Genomic DNA, 16,440 nt, shown 5'->3' on the forward strand with positions numbered 1-16,440 from the left:
CGTGCCCGTTTCCCGCTCGGCTGTGCCGACCTCTCGCTCGCTGCGCTCGCTCATGCCAGGCACGCCGGTAGTCGGCCGTCGTTGTAGCCGACCATCTCGTCGAAGATGGCGAGCACGTCCAGCGGCGCCCCCGGCGCCGCGCCGTCGGCCTCGGCATATGCGCGATGCAGATTGCCGACCACCCGTTCGGCATCCACCAGATCGGCGAACTCGCCGGGATCGGCCTCGAGGGCGATGCCGAGCGGAGTCAGCCCCAATGCCCGGCCGTCGAGCGCCAACCTGATGATCCACTCCAGGTACCGGATCGTCTGATCGAAGATCTCCGGTCCGGTGACCGGACCATGACCCGCCACAACGGTTTCCGCGCCCAGCCCGGCCAGCGTCCGGACCGCGGCGAGGGTGCCCTCGACCGAACCGAACAAGCAGAACGGTGCCGCGCCCGACATCACCAGATCCCCGGCGAACAGCACCTTCTCCGCGGGCAGCCACGCCACCACGTCGTTGGTGGTGTGCGCCGCCGGACCCGGATGGATCAGCTCGACCCGCCGGTCGCCGACGTGGAGGGTCAGCCGGTCGGAGAAGGTGACGGTGGGTGGCGTGACTCGCACGTCGCCCCACCGGACCTGCGGCCACAACTGCGTCAGGGCCAGCCCGGTCTCGATCATCTCGGCGCGGATCCGGTCGTGTCCGATGAGCACCGCGGCGGGCCCGAACAGATGGTTGCCGAAGTTGTGGTCGCCGTGGTGATGGGTGTTGACCACGGTGCGCGCCGGCCCGCCGGCGACCCGATCCACGTGCTCGATCAGGCCGCGGGTGCGGTCCTCGGTGGCGAGCGTGTCGATCACCAGCGCACCGTCGGGCCCGGCGACGACGCCGGCGTTGCTGACGCACCAGCCGCCGTGGCCGTGGGTGTAGGCGAAGACACCCTCGGCCACCTCCTGCACCACCGGTTCGGCCAGGCGCGGACTTCCGGTCGCGGTCATGACGGGGTTTTCGCGGATTCGGCGTGGCGGGCCGCGATGTATCGCACCGCGCACAGCAGGGTGTTGCGGCTGTTGGTGCCGAGGGCCTCGCCGAGATAGGCGCGCGCCTCGGCGAGTCCGGTTCCGGGGCCGAGGATTTCGCGCGCGGCGGCGGGGTTGATCGCCACCGTGTGGCGGGCGGTGACCACCACGCCGGCGGGATCGTCGGCGAATTCCCAGGCGCCACTGTGCCCGAACAGCATCGCGGGTGGCAGCTGCTGTTTGTAGTCGATGCGCTCGGCCGGGACACAGATCCGGATCGACCGGGTGGTGTGCGGGATCCCGCCTTCGGTGACGGTGTCCATCTCCATCAGCTGCACCCCGTCGGCGTCCTCGGTGAGGTCCACCCGGCCGACGTGCGGAACGTGCTCGGGCCAGCGGTCGCTGTGATAGACGAAGTCGTAGAGCTCGGCTGCCGTCGCGTCCAGGGTCACGCGATCTTCGAAGGTGACGATGATGTCGTCGACCGGATGCCCCAGCTCGGCGATCCGAGCCAGCGCCGCCAGCTCGGCCACGCTGTTGCGGTCGACCGCGCCGGTGATCACGTCCGGATCCACACCGTCGGCCACGGTGAAGTGGTGATCGAGTGTGACAGTCGTTGTGCGCGGACCGGTTTCGTGGAACGTCCACTGCCCGCCCATGGAGGCGATCGGCGCCCGGCTGCGTTCCTGCTCGAAGGTGATGCGCCGCCCGGCGGGGTCCAGGGTCCGGCGCGAGGTCCAGTCGGTGACCTGCCCGTTCACCGTCGCCCACAGCCGGAACCGTTCCTCGTCGGCGCCGCGGTGCAGATGCCGCACCAGCACACTGGGTTCGAAGATCACCGGCCAGCGCCCGACGTCGGCGACCAGCCCGTAGACCTCGTCCGCGGGCGCCTCGACGACACGGGTGTGAGTCGTGCGGATGGTCATGCCACACCCGCCAGCTGCTGGTTGACGATGTCGATCAGCTCCTGCGGAGTCTTGACGTCGATGAGCTGTTCCTCGGGGACCGTCACTCCGAACTCGCGCTGGATACGCGAGGCGGTTTCGATCAGGGCCAGCGAGTCGTAGCCGAGTTCCTCGAACTCGACCTCGGCGATGTCACCGGCGAGTTCGGGGGCGTCCTCGTCGCCGCCGGCGCAGGCCACGAGGATTCGGCGCAGGGTGTCGATGGTGATGGTCATGATCTGCTCCTGAGTGCATTCGAAGGGATAGTGCGATTGCTGTGCTGCGGGGTCAGCGCGGGTGCGCGCGGACGACCACCGCGGAGTTGAATCCCCACCGGCCGCGCGCGAGCACCAATCCGGCGCCGAGGTCGGCCGAGCGCGGTTCGCCGCGGACCAGATCGATCCGGCATCCGTCGGCGAGTTCGGTGGTGGCCACGGTCGGCGGGATCACCGCGTCGCGCATGGCCAGCAGGCAGGTGACGATGTCGAGGGGGCCCGCGCCGGAGAACAGCCGCCCGGTGAGCGGTTTCGTGGCGGTCACCGGGACTCCGCCGGGACCGAAGACGGCGTCGAGGGCGGCCGCCTCGGCACGGTCGGCCTCGGGCACGCCGGCGGCGTCGGCGAAGACGACATCGATGTCGTCGCTGCGCAGTCCGGCATCGGCGAGTGCCAGTTCGATGGCCCGCTGCAGTCCCGGCGGGCGCGGCGAACCCGGCGGCGGATCGAAAGTCTGCGCGTAGCCGGCGATCTCGCCGTAACAGTCGGGCACGCCCCGGGCCTGGGCCGCCGTGGCATCCTCGAGGACCAGCATGGCTCCGCCTTCGCCCGGCACGTTGCCCGCCGCCTGCGCGTCGAACGGCAGATAGGCGCGCGCGGGATCGGTTGCGGTACTGACCGTTCCGGCCGCGATGTGGGAAACCCAGCCCCACGGGTCGAGCGCCGAATCGACGCCACCGGTCACAACCAGGGGTGTGCCGCGGCGCACGGTGCGCCGGGCGTGGCCGACCGCGTCCAGGCCGCCGGCCTGATCGGCGACCAGCGCACTGCTCGGTCCCCGCATGCCGTGCCGGATCGAGATCTGGCCGGTGTTCACCGCGTAGAACCAGGCGAACGATTCGTACACGCTCACGTGCTCGGAGCCGCGCGACCACAGTTTGTTGAACTCGCGGTGGGTGAATTCGAAACCGCCGGAAGCGTTTCCGGTGACCACGCCCATGCCGTAGTCGGTGAGTGCGGTGGGGTCGACCTTCGCGTCGTCGAGTGCCCACTGGGCGGCCACCAGTGCCATCCGGGTGGAGACGTCGGTCTGCGGCAGCAACCGGCTCGGCAGGTATTTGCCGGCGTCGAACTCGGCCACCTGGCCGGCGAGTGTCGCGCCGAACCCGGTGGTGTCGAAGCGGGTCAGCGGTGCGATCGCCCCGCGGCCCGCGAGCACGGCGTCCCAGAAGTGGTCCAGGCCCAGCCCGTTGGGCGCTACCACGCCCATTCCCGTCACGACGCTCATGCCGGCACCCCCTGCGGGCGGCGCAGCACCATCGCGCTCTGGAAGCCGCCGAAGCCGCTGCCGACGCTCAGTACCGTGTCGATGCGGTGGTCGCGGGCCGTGAGCGGGACGTAGTCGAGATCGCATTCCGGATCCGGCTCGTGCAGATTGGCCGTCGGCGGCACCACCTGGTGCTGCAGCGCGAGCAGGCAGGCCGCGATCTCCACCGAGCCGATCGCGCCCAGCGAATGCCCCACCATCGATTTGATCGAGCTCATGGGCGTGCGGTAGGCGTGCTCGCCGAGACTGCGCTTCACCGCGGCGGTTTCGTGGCGATCGTTCTGGCGGGTGCCCGAGCCGTGCGCGTTGACGTAGTCGACGGCGGTGGGATCGACCCGCGATTCGTCGAGAGCCACCCGGATCGCCTCGGCCATCTCGCGGCCGTCGGCCTTGAGGCCGGTCATGTGGTAGGCGTTGCAGCGCGTCGCGTAGCCGGTGATCTCGGCGTAGATGTGCGCGCCGCGGCGGCGGGCGCTGTCGTACTCCTCGAGCACGAACATCGCCGCGCCTTCGGCGAGGACGAATCCGTTGCGCGAGTTGTCGAACGGGCGCGAAGCGTGCTCGGCATCGTCGTTGCGAGGGGTTGTCGCCTTGATCGCGTCGAAGCAGGCCACCACGATCGGTGTGATCGGGGTATCGGCGGCGCCGGCCAGCACCACGTCGGCGGAGCCCTCACGGATCAATTGCACCGCGTGCCCGACCGAGTCGAGCCCGGAGGTGCACCCGTTGGACACCATGGCGACGGGCCCCTCGGCGCCCACACTCCACGCCACCTCGGCCGGCATCACACTCGGCACCATGTAGTCGAACATGTAGGGCGAGACGTGCTTCTCGTCGACGACCCAGTTGCGGCCGGAGTCCGACAACACCAGATATTCCTGCTCCAGGCTCGTCGCGGCGGCCACGGCACTGCCGAGGCTGACGCCGACGCGCTGCGGATCGAGCGCGTCGACGGTGAGGCCGCTGTCGGCGACCGCTTCCCGGGCACACACCACCGCGAACTGCGCGGCGCGGTCCATGCGGCGAATCTCCCTGGGTGACAATCCTTCCCGGGCCGCGTCGAAATCGGCTTCGCCGGCCACCTGCGACCGGTAGGGCGAGGCGTCGAAGAAGCTGATCCGGCGGGTGGCGGTGCGCCCCTCCGAGAGCAACTTCCAGAATTCGTCCTTGCCGTTACCACCGGGCGCACGTACTCCGAGCCCGGTCACGACGACACGACGGTTCATAACGAACCTCCGAATGCATTGGCGTACACAGCTGTTGTCCCTTCTCGCCGAAGAGTCCCGAAAGTCCCCGAGATCACGATCAGGGTGAAGCGGGCCGCTCTAGCCCCGCTCGAGCAGCGCGATCGAGCTGTCCTCGAGGGCGCCGCGCGAACCTGGGCACACCGGACGCTGCGGTCCGGCTGACCGTGGCCGATCGAGCACAGGAGACACCCCGTGAAGACGCCGCCAAGCTCCCACACCGCGGACTGGGTACTGTGCCCGGGCTGCCGGATTCCGCTGTATCGCAAGCGTTTCGAGCGAGACCTGGGCGTGTGCGGCGAATGCGGCCGGCATACCGCCCTGTCCGCCGAGCAGCGATTGCGCCAGCTGGCCGACGAGGGCCGGTTCGAGCCGCTGCCGATCGCCGGCACCGAGGACGACCCGCTGAACTTCCACGACGTCGTGCCGTATGCCGATCGGCTGGCCGGCGCGCGGGCGCGCACGGGACTACACGACGCGGTCGTGTGCGCGACCGCCCGCATCGAGGGCTCCGCGGTCGTGATCGTCGCCATGGACTTCCGCTTCCTCGGCGGCAGCCTGGGCACCGCGGTGGGGGAGATGATCACCGTGGCGGCGGAATACGCTCTGACCGAACGCATCCCGCTGCTGCTGGTCACCGCTTCCGGCGGCGCCCGCATGCAGGAGGGGCCGCTGTCGCTGATGCAGATGGCCAAGACCAGCGCGGCGCTCGAGCAGCTCGATCGCGCGGGCATCCTCACCGTCAGCCTGATCACCGATCCGACCTACGGCGGTGTCGCCGCCTCGTTCGCGACGCTGACCGACGTACTGATCGCCGAACCCGGCGCCCGGCTGGGTTTCGCCGGGCGCCGGGTGATCGAGCAGACGATCCGCCAGGAACTACCGCCGCAGTTCCAGACCGCGGAATTCCTGCTCGAGCACGGCCTCATCGACATGATTGTGCCGCGGTCGAGCCTGCGCGCGACGCTGGGTTCGCTGCTGCGCATCGCGGGCCCGGTCGATCCCACCGGTGAACCGGGTGCGGCGGCCGGCATCGTCACCGATCCGCAGTCGCTGCCCGAGACCCAGGCGTGGGAGCAGGTCCACCGCGCGCGGCAGATCACCCGGCCGACGGCGCTGGACTATGTGGCGCTAGCGTTCGACGGATTCCTCGAACTGCGTGGTGACCGCATCGGCGCCGACTGTCCGGCCGTCGTCGGCGGACCGGCCTGGCTCGGCGACCAGCCGGTGATGGTGATCGGCCAGCAGAAGGGGCACGATCCCAAGGAGCTCATGGCCCGCAACTTCGGCATGCCGACGCCGCCGGGATATCGCAAGGCCGCCCGGCTCATGCGCCTGGCGGAAAAGCTCGGCCTGCCGGTCGTCACGCTCATCGACACGCCCGGCGCCTACCCGGGAGCGACCGCCGAGGAACAGGGCCAGGCCGTCGCCATCGCCGAGAACATCCGCCTGATGTCGGCCCTGCGCGTGCCGGTGATCAGTGTCGTGATCGGCGAGGGCGGCAGTGGCGGCGCGCTGGCGCTCGCGGTCGCCAACCGCGTGTTGATGCTGGCCGACTCGGTCTACTCGGTGATCAGCCCCGAAGGGTGTGCGGCCATCGTGTGGAACGATCCGAGCGCCTCGGCCGAAGCCGCTGCGGCACTGCACATCACCGCTCGCGACTTGCTGCGGCTGGGCATCGTCGACGGTGTACTGCCCGAGCTCGGACACGACGAGGCCCTGGCGCCGCACGCGGCGGCCGAGCGGCTGCACCGCGCCCTGGCCGAAACGCTGCAAGCCTTGATCGGGCGCAGCGGTGAGGAACTGGCGGCGCAGCGGCGGGCCAGATTCCGTCGCTTCGGACTCCCCGTGGCCGCTCGCACGGCGGCCTGAGAGGGGCGGCGCGAATGTTCGACAAGATTCTGATCGCCAACCGCGGCGAGATCGCCTTGCGGGTGGCCCGCACCTGCCGGGAAATGGGCGTGCGCACGGTGGCGGTCTATTCGGCGGCCGACCACGATTCGGCGGTCGTGGATTTCGCCGACGAGGCCGTGCGGATCGGTCCGGCCGCGGCGAAACGCAGTTATCTCGACGCGGCCGCCATTCTGACGGCGGCTGAGATCACCGGCGCCGACGCCATCCATCCGGGTTACGGATTCCTTTCGGAATCACCGGATTTCGCCGATGCCTGCCGGGCCGCCGGGGTCACTCTGATCGGGCCGCCCGCGGATGTCATGGCCGAGCTGGGTGACAAACAGTCGGCACGCACGCTGATGGCCAAGGCCGGGTTGCCGCTGCTGCCGGGCAGTCTCGACGCTCTCGAATTCGACGAGGCGCAGGCTCTCGCCGATAGGATCGGGTATCCGGTGATCATCAAGGCCGTCGCGGGCGGCGGCGGGCGCGGGATGGCGGTGGTGCACGACGGCGCCGATTTCGCCCGCGCCTACCGGGATACCCGGGCGACGGCCCGCATGCTCTTCGGCGACAGCCGGGTGTATGTCGAGCGGTATCTCGACCGCGCCCGGCATGTGGAGGTGCAGGTGCTGTGTGACACCTTCGGCGCGGGTGTCCATCTCGGCGAGCGGGATTGCTCGGTGCAGCGCAGGCACCAGAAGCTGGTGGAGGAGTCACCGGCGCCGCGGCTGCCGGAGGGGCTGGCCGCGCGGATCGGCCGATCCGCGGTCGACGGGGTGCTCGCGGCCGGATACACCGGAGCCGGCACCGTCGAATTCCTGCTCGACTCGGCCGGCAACTATTACTTCATGGAGGTGAATTGCCGCATTCAGGTCGAACATCCGGTCACCGAAATGGTCACCGGTATCGATCTGGTCGCCGAGCAGATCAGGATCGCCGCCGGCGAACCGCTGGCATGGACGCAGGATCGCATTCAGCCGAAGGGCACCGCGATCGAATGCCGGATCAATGCCGAGAATCCGGCGGCCGGATTCGTGCCGTCACCCGCCACGATTTCCGAATTCACCGCGCCCGGCGGTCCGTTCACCCGAGTCGACACACATATCCGGGCGGGTTATTCGGTGCCGCCGAACTATGATTCGCTGCTCGCGAAAGTCATCGTGTGGGCGCCCGATCGCGATGCCGCGATAGCGCGGATGAATCGGGCGCTGACGGAATTCCGGGTCGAGGGCGAACGATTGTGCACCACTCGAGAATTTCTGCTGGACGTCCTCGATCAGCAGAAATTCCGAGCCGGTACCCATACGACCGCCCTGGTGGAAGAAATGTTCGAGAGTACCGCCCCGGAATGAGAGCGGCCGGATCAGGCGGGCGTCGCGGAACGTTGCGCGCCCGTCTGCCAGCCGATCAGATATCCGGCATGGCGGCGCTCGAGCATCAGGGTCACCGATTCGTCGGAGGCGTTGAGAATGTCACTGTGTAATCGGCGTAATTTCACGCAGGGATCCAGGCCGAGTTCCCGCTGCAGTGAACGGGCGAATTCATGGTAGGACTCGAGGGCGCGATGGCGCCGGCCGGAACGGCACAGCGCGTACATGTAGTAGGCCTGCAGCCGTTCGTGCAGGGGTTGTTCCGCGGTCAGTCGTGCCAGGTCGGGGCAGACCTCGCGGAAGCGGCCCAGCCGCAGCTGCGCCTCGATTCGCAGCTCGAGGTCGGTCAGCCGCACCTGTTCCAGATGCGACAGCTCGGCCGACAACGGCAGGCCGCTTTCCACGTCCAGCAGCGCCGGACCGGTCCACAGCGCTTCGGCCGCCGTGAACAGATCCACCGCGCGCATGTCGTCACCGGCATTCAGCGCGCAGCGGGCGGCGTCGGTCATCGTGCGATAGTCACGCAAATCCAGGACACAGTCCTGGGCGTCGAACATATATCCCTTGCTCCAGGTGCGGAGATATCGGTCCGCGATCTCGCCCTGGTCCACATCCAGATATTGCGCCATCTTCTTCCGGATCCCCAGAACATAGGTCTGCACGACGGTGATCGCGCTGCGCGGCGGATCGTCGTTCCACAGCTCTTCGATCAGGGTCGTGACCGGAACCACCGTCGAATGCCGAATCAACAACAAGGCCAGCAATTGCCGTTGCTTCTGTGCGGTCGGCGTCGCATTGCGATTGTCGAGGGCGAGGGTCAAAGGGCCCAGAACGCGGGCATACACAGGATTCGACACGTAGCGTCCCCTTATAGCATGAATTGCTGTGCGGTGAGCGTGAAATCATACGTCGCTGTAGACCGTTTCAGAGTACCGAGGGCATTGTGGCGAGACCGTAAACCCACTGTGATCATACCGTTAACGCCTTACGGCCGTCTTATTCTCGCATATGTTTTCGCAGGTGAACAATAGTTTGGACGCTCGACCGGGTGGCCGCGCGGCCTGTCGTCGGAACCGATTGCCGCCGAGCGCAATCCGGGCCGGGCCGCAGCGGTCCGCCGGTTCCGGTCAGGCTCCGGTGAGGGGCTCGGCGAGGTGTTCGGCGAAGGCCGCCGCGGCGGCGGCCGGATAGTCGGTGGTGCCGTCGACGTAGTCGCCGGTCCAACCGGTGGCGAGGTGCTGGAGTGCTGCCACGTTTGCCGGTTGTGGTGTCCCGCAGAGCAATTCGCCCATCGGATCGCTCGAGGTTCCTTCGGCGTCGGTGTGTTCGCCGGTGCTGAGGCGCACCCCGAGGAAGGGGCGATGCAGATGTGCCTGCAGTGCGGTGGTTCCGCTGCCGAAGTTGTTGCACAGCGCGGGCGGACCGGAGACGGTCAGGACGGGCAGGTCGGTGGCGGCGAGGTCGTCTAGTGCGACATCGGTATTGGCGCCGAGGAAGGATTTCACCGGGTCCAGCAGGACGAGCCCGCGCAGCTTCGCCCATGTGGCCGGAGAGGAGGTGTGCAGGCGATGGGCGACGTATTCGACGGCTTCGGCGCCGGCGGAATGGCCGATGAACACGAACGAGCGCGGTAGCGCGGGCAGGTCGACTCCGGCGCGCGTCGCCGAGGTGGCGAGGGGCCCGGTGGGATCGTCGGCGGTGGCGAACAGCCGGGCCACCTGATCCAGGAACGCGGTGTTGTCGCCGAGGTTCTGCAGGGTGCAGCCGTCGAGGTTCACGAACGGCAGGCTGGGGGAGAAGACGAGATACCCAGCAGTGGACAGCGTTTCGGCGAGTGCGGCGACGTTGCCCTCGGTGCGCGCGAAGCCGTGCTGCAGCCAGACCAGGCCGCGTGGCGTACCCGCGGGCCGATACCACGCGACGTCCTGATGCAGGGTCGTCGCCGCACAGGGCAGATCCACCGTGCCCGGCAGCGGTGGGCCCGCGGCGGCGGGAGCGAATGCGGCGGCCGCGACACACGCGGCGGCGAGGACGGTCAGGGTCGAAGCTCGCAGCCTCATCGCAACTCCACAAGCACACTCGGTATCCCGGTGATGACGCCACCGGGACATCGATCAGTATTCGCCACCGAGACGCGCCGCGGAGGCGCTTCGGGCCGTCACCTGTCGGCGGGCGCGACGCGCCAGGTCCGCGGCAGCGGGACCGGACGGAAACCGCTGGTGGCCAGGGGGTTCGCAGCGTGCGATGGATGCGGGGTGCGGGTATCCCTGGTCGCGAACTCACCAAGCGGCCCGACTCCTGCCAGGGTGCCACAGGGGGACGCGATATCGTCACCCTCCGGCCCACCGGTAGCTGGGTGATCGCCGACCTGCGGATATGCGGTTCGTCTTTCCGGCGGCTATGCGCCTGCGCCCGGCACTCGCCCCGGACGCTGCCCCTGTGATCGGCGGCTGGTCCACCGGATTCGACGGTGCCACAAGCCGGATTCGGTCGCGGGGGCGTATGCGGCCAGGGCGCCACCGGTCCACACGGCCACTGCGAGCTCGATCGAATTGCATCTCGTGCCCGTCCCGCTGGTTTTGCTGAAAGATTGCCGGGTACCTGCCGATGTGTGGCCGGACATGCTGGGCTGCCGGGGCGACAGCCGGTCACGCCGGCGTATTTCCCAATCCATCCCATCCGTACCGAGGAGGAGAGCAACCATGACCGGACAGCTCGACACTCTGATGGACAGCACCGTGTACGACTCGCACGACGACAAGATCGGCAAGGTCAAGAACATCTACGTCAACAACGAAACCGGTTCGCCGACCTGGGCGTCGGTGTCCATGGGACTGTTCCGCCACGATTCGCTGGTTCCGCTGGTCGGGGCGCAGCACGATCCGCAGTCCGACGCGCTGCGGGTGAATGTGGACAAGGAAATGGTGAAATCCGCGCCCGCTGTGGAACAGAACGGGCACATCAGCCGGGAGGGCGAGGAACAGCTGCTCCGCCACTATCACGTCGACCCGAACCGGACCGTCACCGTGCCCACCAGCCGCGAAGAGGTCCGTGTGGAACGCGAACCGGTCATCGACGCCCGCGCGTACGGGCAGACTTCCCTGGGCGACGAGGGACAGGAGGTCACCGATCCGGGACGCTACGACGATCGCCGTTACCCGGACGAACGCTGACCACTGATGGTGTGAGCCGGGCCCGGACCGGGCCCGGCCCTATCGTCCGGGGGACAAGGCGCTGTCAGCCCAGAGCCAGGTGGGCTTGCAGTAACCAGGCTGGAACCGAGCTGCGGCCGCCGGGCTCGTCGCGCACGTCCTCGAAGTGGATCGGTGATCGATCGTCGCGGGGGAGATCGTTGCCGTGGATGCGCGCCGGGCGGATGTCGTCGATGACCCAGTACTTCGAAACCAGCTCGCGCAGTTCGTCTTCGGTCACCGGGTTGGGGCCGAACCCCTCGGGTGAGGCCGGTAACGCCTTGCGGTCGAAGACGAGCACGAAGTAGGACGCGCCCGGTGCCGCCGCCCGGATGATCGAACGCTGATACCCGTCCCGCTGGTCGACCGGGATCGAGTGGAAGAGGGTGCTGTCGACGATGGTGCCGAACCTGCCGTCGTATCCGGTGAACGAGGTGATGTCGGCGACCTCGTAGGTGGCGGTGGTCAGTCCGCGTCGTTCGGCCTCGGCGCGGGCCAGGTCGATGGCGGTCGGGGCGGAATCCAGACCGACCGTCGTGAAGCCGCGCTCGGCCAGATACAGCGAGATCGCGGCCTCGCCGCAGCCGACGTCGAGGACGTCGCCGTGGAATTTCCCTTGTTCGGCAAGCGCTTTCAGTTCCGGCTGCGGCTCGCCGATACTCCAGGGCGGTTTGGCGCCCGAGAACGGGCCGCCCTCTCCCTGGTACGCGTTCTCGAATGTGAAATCGCTCGGTGTGGTCATGATGTCCTCCGGATCGGTCGGGGCTATCAGACATGGTTGGAGCTCATTCGATGCTACGGCCGCGCCGCGTGCCGGGGTGCGGGCGGTAGGGGGTTTGTGCGGTAGGGGCTCGTTCCGGGGCGTAACTCGATAACCCGGCGTGCGGTGCCGGTTCCTCGTAGCATGAGCGGACGAGTGAAATAGATACTCAATCTCTCGTCGATCGAGGCCCGGGCGCTCGAATCGCTGCTCACCCCCATTCGGAGGCGCGAACCGCGAAAGTGCTGCGCACCAGGGTGATTCACCAACCGCAGGCGACCTTCTCCGCGCATCCCGGCTTCGAATCCCTGTGCCTGGACCAGACCACGCCGGTGCGTGGCCTGTTCCTCGCCGGTGACTGGACCCGCACCGAACTGCCCTCCACCATGGAATCCGCGGCCGAGAGCGCCCGGCGTGCTGTGGACGCGGTCCGCGAGTACCTGACTCAGGGCGTCCGGCGCAGATGACCCGCTGATGCCGCGACCCGGCAAGTGCTCGGGCGAACGCCACAACGGCTGCGCCCGGCTGGTGGTCGAGCAGGCGATCGATCCGTACGGACGATGCCCGCCCGCCTTCACCAGGTCTTGCCGGCCTGCTCCCGGATCGTGTGGTTGATCCGGTTGAAGAAGTTGGTGATCGCGATGTTCAGGATGATCGCGAACATCTGCTTCTCGTCGAAGTGGTCGGCGGCCGCGTTCCAGATCTCGTCGGTCACTCCGGGCGAGCCGTCCTGGATCCGGGTGGCGGCCTCGGTCAGCGCGAGCGCTGCCCGCTCCTCCTCGGTGAAGAACGGGGTCTCGCGCCAGGTGACTACGCTGTGCAGCCGCTGCTCGGTCTCCCCGAGCTTCCTCGCCGACTCGACGCCGGCGAACACGCACGGACTGCACCCGTTGATCTGGCTGGCCCGCAGATGGACCAGCTCGAGCACGAGCGGATCGACGCCACCGGCGTGAATTGCCTTGTGCAGATGCTGGATTCCGGTGAGCAAGTCGGGATTCGCCACGCTCTTCATGCGTGCTTCCATGGTTGTGTCCCTAAGTTGGTTGTGTGCGCCCATGCGGGCCGGTCATCTACCGCCGGCGTGCCACGCCTCGGCATGCTGGACGAGCAGCGCCGCGAGATCGGACACGGCGCGGCGCTACGGTGTGGCCGCCGGACGGGGGCTCAGGCAGAACGGTTGGCCGTCGGGATCGAGCAGCACTCGCCAGCGGTCGGCGCCGGGTTGGAAGTCGGGTCGACTGGCTCCGAGCGCGCACAACCTCTCGGTTGCCGCCTCGAGGTCGTCGACCTGCAGGTCGAGGTGAAAGCGTTTGGCGCCGGTCTCATCCGGCCACTGCGCGGGCCGAAATCCCTCGACCTTGCCGAAGCCGATCGTGACCCCGTCGCCTTCGACCATCCCGTAACTGTCGTCGCTGTAGGTGACCTCCCAGCCGAGCGCGGCCGCATAGAAGCGCGCCAGCCCGGCCGGATCGGCGCTGTCGATATTGACCATCGACAGCGTCGCCGTCGAGTGCTCGGATTTCGCGGTGGAATATGTGTGACTCACACATATAAACTAGGTCCGTGACGCAAACCCAGTCAAGCCTTCACCATGCAGCCAACGTTCTGGGCGCCTTGAGTCTCGTCGTCGCCGACGGGATGAACACCGCCGTCGAAGCGGTCGCGGCCCTCGGCCCGTCGGCCGCCGCCGCCCTTGCCGCGATGCATCAGTTCCTCGACGGCGGATCGGTCACGCAGCTGAGTTCCGTTCTCGGCCTGTCTCACTCGGGCACGGTGCGCCTTGTCGACCGCCTCGTCGCCGAAGGCCTCGTCGAGCGCGGCGGCGCACAGGATGGGCGGGCGGTCTCCGTGGGCCTCACGCGGCATGGTCGGGACATGGCCGCACGGATACTCCGGACGCGCGAGAAGTCGCTGATGAGTGCGCTGTCCGCGTTGTCCGCGGACGAGATCGACAATCTCGCGGCAACGGTGGACACGATGCTGACCACGATGACCCTCGCCAGAGCCGAACAACGCGCAGCCCGCGGCAACGACCGTTCACAACCGTGGCTGTGTCGCCTCTGCGACTTCGACGCCTGCGGCCGCAGCGAAGGCAACTGCCCGGTCAACAACGCGGTGATGACCAGCGACAAGAGTTGACGCCACGCTGCTGTTCGGCCCGGGGGAGGTGCTCGACAGCTAGTCGCCGGATTTGTGCGCCACGGCGAAGATTCGCCGGAACGGCAACCAGGTCGTCCCGTCGGCGCGCTGGGGGTAGGCCGCGCGCAGGAGTGGGGCGAGCTGGGTGGTGAACCGCGCCCACTCCTCGTCGTCGAGGGCGCCGCGCACCGGTCGCAAAGCGGTCCCGGTCACCCATTCGAGGACCGGATCCGTGCCGGTCAGCCGCTGCAGATAGGTGGTCTCCCAGGCGTCGACGGCGCATCCCGCGGCGGTGAGCACCGCGGCGTAGCCGCTCGGATCGAGGACGTCGCGGGGTTGCAGGATGCCGCTGGATTCCAGGCGTGGCCGCCACTCGTCGCGCGCGGCGAGTTCGCGGATGGCGACATGGGAGGGCGCGTCGAAGTTGCCCGGCACCTGCAATGCCAGCCAGGCCCCGGCCGGCAGCGCCGCCACCCACTGCGGCAGCAGCTCGGTATGCGTCGGCACCCACTGCAGCACCGCGTTGGTCACCACGACGTCGGTATCGGGTGCGGGCCGCCACTCCTCGGCGGAGCGCACTTCGGCGTCGATACCGGATTCCCGTGCGGCCGCGACCATCTCGGGTGAGGAATCGAACGCGTCGATCCGCGCCTTCGGCCACCGCTGAGCGAGCACGCCGGTCAGCTGCCCGGGCCCGCACCCCAGGTCGACCACCCGGCGTGGATTCTCGGCGTCGATGCGCGCGATCAGTTCGAAGAACGGCCGCGAACGGTGGTCGCCGAAACTGCGGTACTTCTCGGGATCCCACATGGGCTGCTCCCCTCGCCGAAGGTGCTAAACCGTACGAGCGTTATATTAGCGCTGAGGGGTGGATTCGGCTCGCGGTCATCGTGGCAGTGACCGGGCGATCAACTGGACGGCGAGGCTGCGGCCCGTCCGCGCGGGCCCGGCGCCTGGGTCGTCTCGCCGGTTTCAGAAGTAGGTGCCGGCGAACGGGGCGGAGGTGGTGGTGAACAGGTTGTCGGCGTCTTCGATTGCGCCGCTGCGATTTTCGCCGATCCGGCCGGCGAGGGCCAGTTGCTGCCAGGTGGATCCGCCGAGGTAGACCGCGGCGAGGGCGGCCACGTCGGTGGTGAGATCGGGGGGTGCGTCGACGCGGGTGACGGCGTCGGCGGTGATCCGGTAGGAGCCGGTGTTGGCGGGCAGGATGTCGTCGGTCACCGCGAGGACCACTGCCGGTGCCTCGCGGTAACTGCGGCGTTGCAGCGCCGCGCGGACATCGACGAGCCGCAGCCAGGTCTCGTCGTGCACGCCGGCGACGGTGACCACGCGCTCATCGGTGAACAGATGCCGCAGCGGGCTGTCCACCGGCGCGAAGGTCACCACGATCCGGTCCACGATGTCGTGGGTCAGCAGATGCCGCAGCAGTCCGCGATAGGCCGCGGGCGTGGTGGCCACCCAGTCGTCGACGACGATGGTGCGCTGCGGATTGCGCGGCCAGCCGGTGCCGTCCGACGGGCGGTAGCGCAGGAATCCGTCCTCGGCGCCGGGGTCGCCGTGCACCACCGTCCAGCCGGCGTTGCCTGCGGCCAACTCCTGGAAACGCCACCAATACGGCGGCCGGTCGATCGCGCCGTTCCACGAAATATCCGCGGCCGCATAGAGTTTCGCCAGCTTCTCCCACCGGCTCTCGGCGTCCAGGTAGCGCACCGGCCCGCCCTGGGGAACGGTATCGCGCAACCGGGCCTGTCGCCGATCCACCTCGAGCGTCGCGTACGAGCCGGCCACACCGTAGCCGAACCGCTCGTAGATGCCGCCCTGGGTGGCGCGCAGACTCGCGACCACTTCGCCGCGCTCGGCGATATCGGCGAGCTGACGCCGCAGCAGCGCGCTCACCACACCCCGGCGCGTGTGGGTCGGCAGCACGCCGACGTGTGTGACCGCCGCGTGGGGGAGGCGCTGCCCGCCCGGGACCACCAGCCAACTGGTGTAGGAGTCGACGGCCCCGACCAATTGCCCGTCCAGTCGCGCCCCGAGCGTGCGCCCGGGCTCGACCAGTCCATCGGCGCCGTCCGGCAGCGGCGGCAGTCCGACCATCGCGGTGCGGAAGATCTCTCCCGCCGCACGCACCTCGCCGGGGTCGGTCGGCGTCACGAGTTCGACGGCTGCTGTGCCGCTGGTCATTCGTCACCTCCGGGGTCCTGCGCGGGCGCGTCGTGTGCCGCACGTCCCGGACCACGCTAGCGGGCCGTCGCCGCGGATCAGTGCGATGTGGATCGGCGGGGCGGCCACGAAACTCTGGTGGCACCGCCGCGTCACAGCTGTTCGACGGTGAATTCCGCCGTCCCGCAGC

The 16,440-nt window shown here is 68.7% G+C and carries 17 protein-coding genes; 5 read left to right on the forward strand and 12 right to left on the reverse strand.

The window, feature by feature from the left end; genetic code table 11:
* Positions 1 to 50 precede the first annotated feature (50 nt).
* The 5 genes from NE2_RS11260 to NE2_RS11280 are packed head-to-tail and all read right to left on the reverse strand — an operon-like array spanning position 51 to position 4,716.
* Positions 51 to 983, reverse strand: coding sequence for an MBL fold metallo-hydrolase (locus tag NE2_RS11260; protein ID WP_063025875.1), 933 nt, complete (start codon positions 981 to 983; stop codon positions 51 to 53).
* Positions 980 to 1,930, reverse strand: a complete 951-nt coding sequence (locus NE2_RS11265; protein ID WP_063025876.1) for an aromatase/cyclase — start codon at positions 1,928 to 1,930, stop codon at positions 980 to 982. The genes NE2_RS11260 and NE2_RS11265 overlap by 4 nt, the downstream gene beginning before the upstream one ends.
* A complete protein-coding gene (locus NE2_RS11270; RefSeq protein WP_030515841.1) occupies positions 1,927 to 2,184 on the reverse strand; it encodes an acyl carrier protein in 258 nt (85 codons plus the stop codon). Before NE2_RS11270 ends, NE2_RS11265 begins: the two co-directional genes overlap by 4 nt.
* 52 nt (positions 2,185 to 2,236) lie before the next feature.
* Positions 2,237 to 3,451, reverse strand: a complete 1,215-nt coding sequence (locus NE2_RS11275) for a ketosynthase chain-length factor (RefSeq protein WP_063025877.1) — start codon at positions 3,449 to 3,451, stop codon at positions 2,237 to 2,239.
* On the reverse strand, positions 3,448 to 4,716 hold the full coding sequence (locus tag NE2_RS11280; RefSeq protein WP_063012016.1) for a beta-ketoacyl-[acyl-carrier-protein] synthase family protein: 1,269 nt from the start codon (positions 4,714 to 4,716) through the stop codon (positions 3,448 to 3,450). Before NE2_RS11280 ends, NE2_RS11275 begins: the two co-directional genes overlap by 4 nt.
* Positions 4,717 to 4,929: 213 nt before the next feature.
* On the opposite strand from NE2_RS11280, the gene accA reads away from it, so the two are divergent.
* On the forward strand, positions 4,930 to 6,606 hold the full coding sequence (gene accA / locus NE2_RS11285; protein WP_218018590.1) for an acetyl-CoA carboxylase carboxyl transferase subunit alpha: 1,677 nt from the start codon (positions 4,930 to 4,932) through the stop codon (positions 6,604 to 6,606).
* A gap of 14 nt (positions 6,607 to 6,620) precedes the next feature.
* Positions 6,621 to 7,979: an acetyl-CoA carboxylase biotin carboxylase subunit gene (locus tag NE2_RS11290; RefSeq protein ID WP_063025879.1), complete on the forward strand. Its 1,359-nt coding sequence runs from the start codon at positions 6,621 to 6,623 to the stop codon at positions 7,977 to 7,979.
* An 11-nt stretch (positions 7,980 to 7,990) separates the two neighbouring features.
* On the opposite strand, the gene NE2_RS11295 is transcribed toward NE2_RS11290, so the two are convergent.
* Positions 7,991 to 8,854 carry an AfsR/SARP family transcriptional regulator gene (locus NE2_RS11295; RefSeq protein ID WP_084493963.1) on the reverse strand — a complete coding sequence of 288 codons (864 nt, stop codon included), beginning with the start codon at positions 8,852 to 8,854 and terminating at the stop codon, positions 7,991 to 7,993.
* A gap of 270 nt (positions 8,855 to 9,124) precedes the next feature.
* Positions 9,125 to 10,057 carry an alpha/beta fold hydrolase gene (locus NE2_RS11300; RefSeq protein ID WP_063025881.1) on the reverse strand — a complete coding sequence of 311 codons (933 nt, stop codon included), beginning with the start codon at positions 10,055 to 10,057 and terminating at the stop codon, positions 9,125 to 9,127.
* A gap of 642 nt (positions 10,058 to 10,699) precedes the next feature.
* Here NE2_RS11300 and NE2_RS11305 point away from each other — a divergent pair.
* The gene (locus NE2_RS11305; protein ID WP_063025882.1) at positions 10,700 to 11,170 is read left to right on the forward strand and encodes a PRC-barrel domain-containing protein; all 471 of its coding nucleotides are present in this window, start codon (positions 10,700 to 10,702) and stop codon (positions 11,168 to 11,170) included.
* Positions 11,171 to 11,234: 64 nt separating this feature from the next.
* Here the strand turns inward: NE2_RS11305 and NE2_RS11310 are convergent, their stop codons facing one another.
* Positions 11,235 to 11,930, reverse strand: coding sequence for a class I SAM-dependent methyltransferase (locus NE2_RS11310; RefSeq protein WP_063025883.1), 696 nt, complete (start codon positions 11,928 to 11,930; stop codon positions 11,235 to 11,237).
* A gap of 260 nt (positions 11,931 to 12,190) precedes the next feature.
* Here NE2_RS11310 and NE2_RS11315 point away from each other — a divergent pair, with 260 nt between their 5' ends.
* Entirely contained in the window at positions 12,191 to 12,415 is a 225-nt protein-coding gene (locus NE2_RS11315; protein WP_063025884.1) for an FAD-dependent oxidoreductase, read from the forward strand.
* Between the two features lie 107 nt (positions 12,416 to 12,522).
* Here the strand turns inward: NE2_RS11315 and NE2_RS11320 are convergent, their stop codons facing one another.
* Positions 12,523 to 12,960, reverse strand: a complete 438-nt coding sequence (locus NE2_RS11320) for a carboxymuconolactone decarboxylase family protein (protein WP_218018591.1) — start codon at positions 12,958 to 12,960, stop codon at positions 12,523 to 12,525.
* A gap of 126 nt (positions 12,961 to 13,086) precedes the next feature.
* The gene (locus NE2_RS11325; protein ID WP_233429743.1) at positions 13,087 to 13,494 is read right to left on the reverse strand and encodes a VOC family protein; all 408 of its coding nucleotides are present in this window, start codon (positions 13,492 to 13,494) and stop codon (positions 13,087 to 13,089) included.
* A gap of 17 nt (positions 13,495 to 13,511) precedes the next feature.
* Here NE2_RS11325 and NE2_RS34910 point away from each other — a divergent pair, with 17 nt between their 5' ends.
* Positions 13,512 to 14,087 carry a MarR family winged helix-turn-helix transcriptional regulator gene (locus NE2_RS34910; protein ID WP_146165293.1) on the forward strand — a complete coding sequence of 192 codons (576 nt, stop codon included), beginning with the start codon at positions 13,512 to 13,514 and terminating at the stop codon, positions 14,085 to 14,087.
* A 39-nt stretch (positions 14,088 to 14,126) separates the two neighbouring features.
* Here the strand turns inward: NE2_RS34910 and NE2_RS11340 are convergent, their stop codons facing one another.
* Together NE2_RS11340 and NE2_RS11345 are read right to left on the reverse strand one after the other, a co-directional pair.
* On the reverse strand, positions 14,127 to 14,897 hold the full coding sequence (locus NE2_RS11340) for a trans-aconitate 2-methyltransferase (protein WP_063025888.1): 771 nt from the start codon (positions 14,895 to 14,897) through the stop codon (positions 14,127 to 14,129).
* A gap of 162 nt (positions 14,898 to 15,059) precedes the next feature.
* Positions 15,060 to 16,271, reverse strand: coding sequence for a GNAT family N-acetyltransferase (locus NE2_RS11345; protein ID WP_063025889.1), 1,212 nt, complete (start codon positions 16,269 to 16,271; stop codon positions 15,060 to 15,062).
* Positions 16,272 to 16,440: the final 169 nt, after the last annotated feature.

The sequence above is a fragment of the Nocardia elegans NBRC 108235 genome, from assembly GCF_001612845.1.
Lineage (GTDB): Bacteria > Actinomycetota > Actinomycetes > Mycobacteriales > Mycobacteriaceae > Nocardia > Nocardia nova.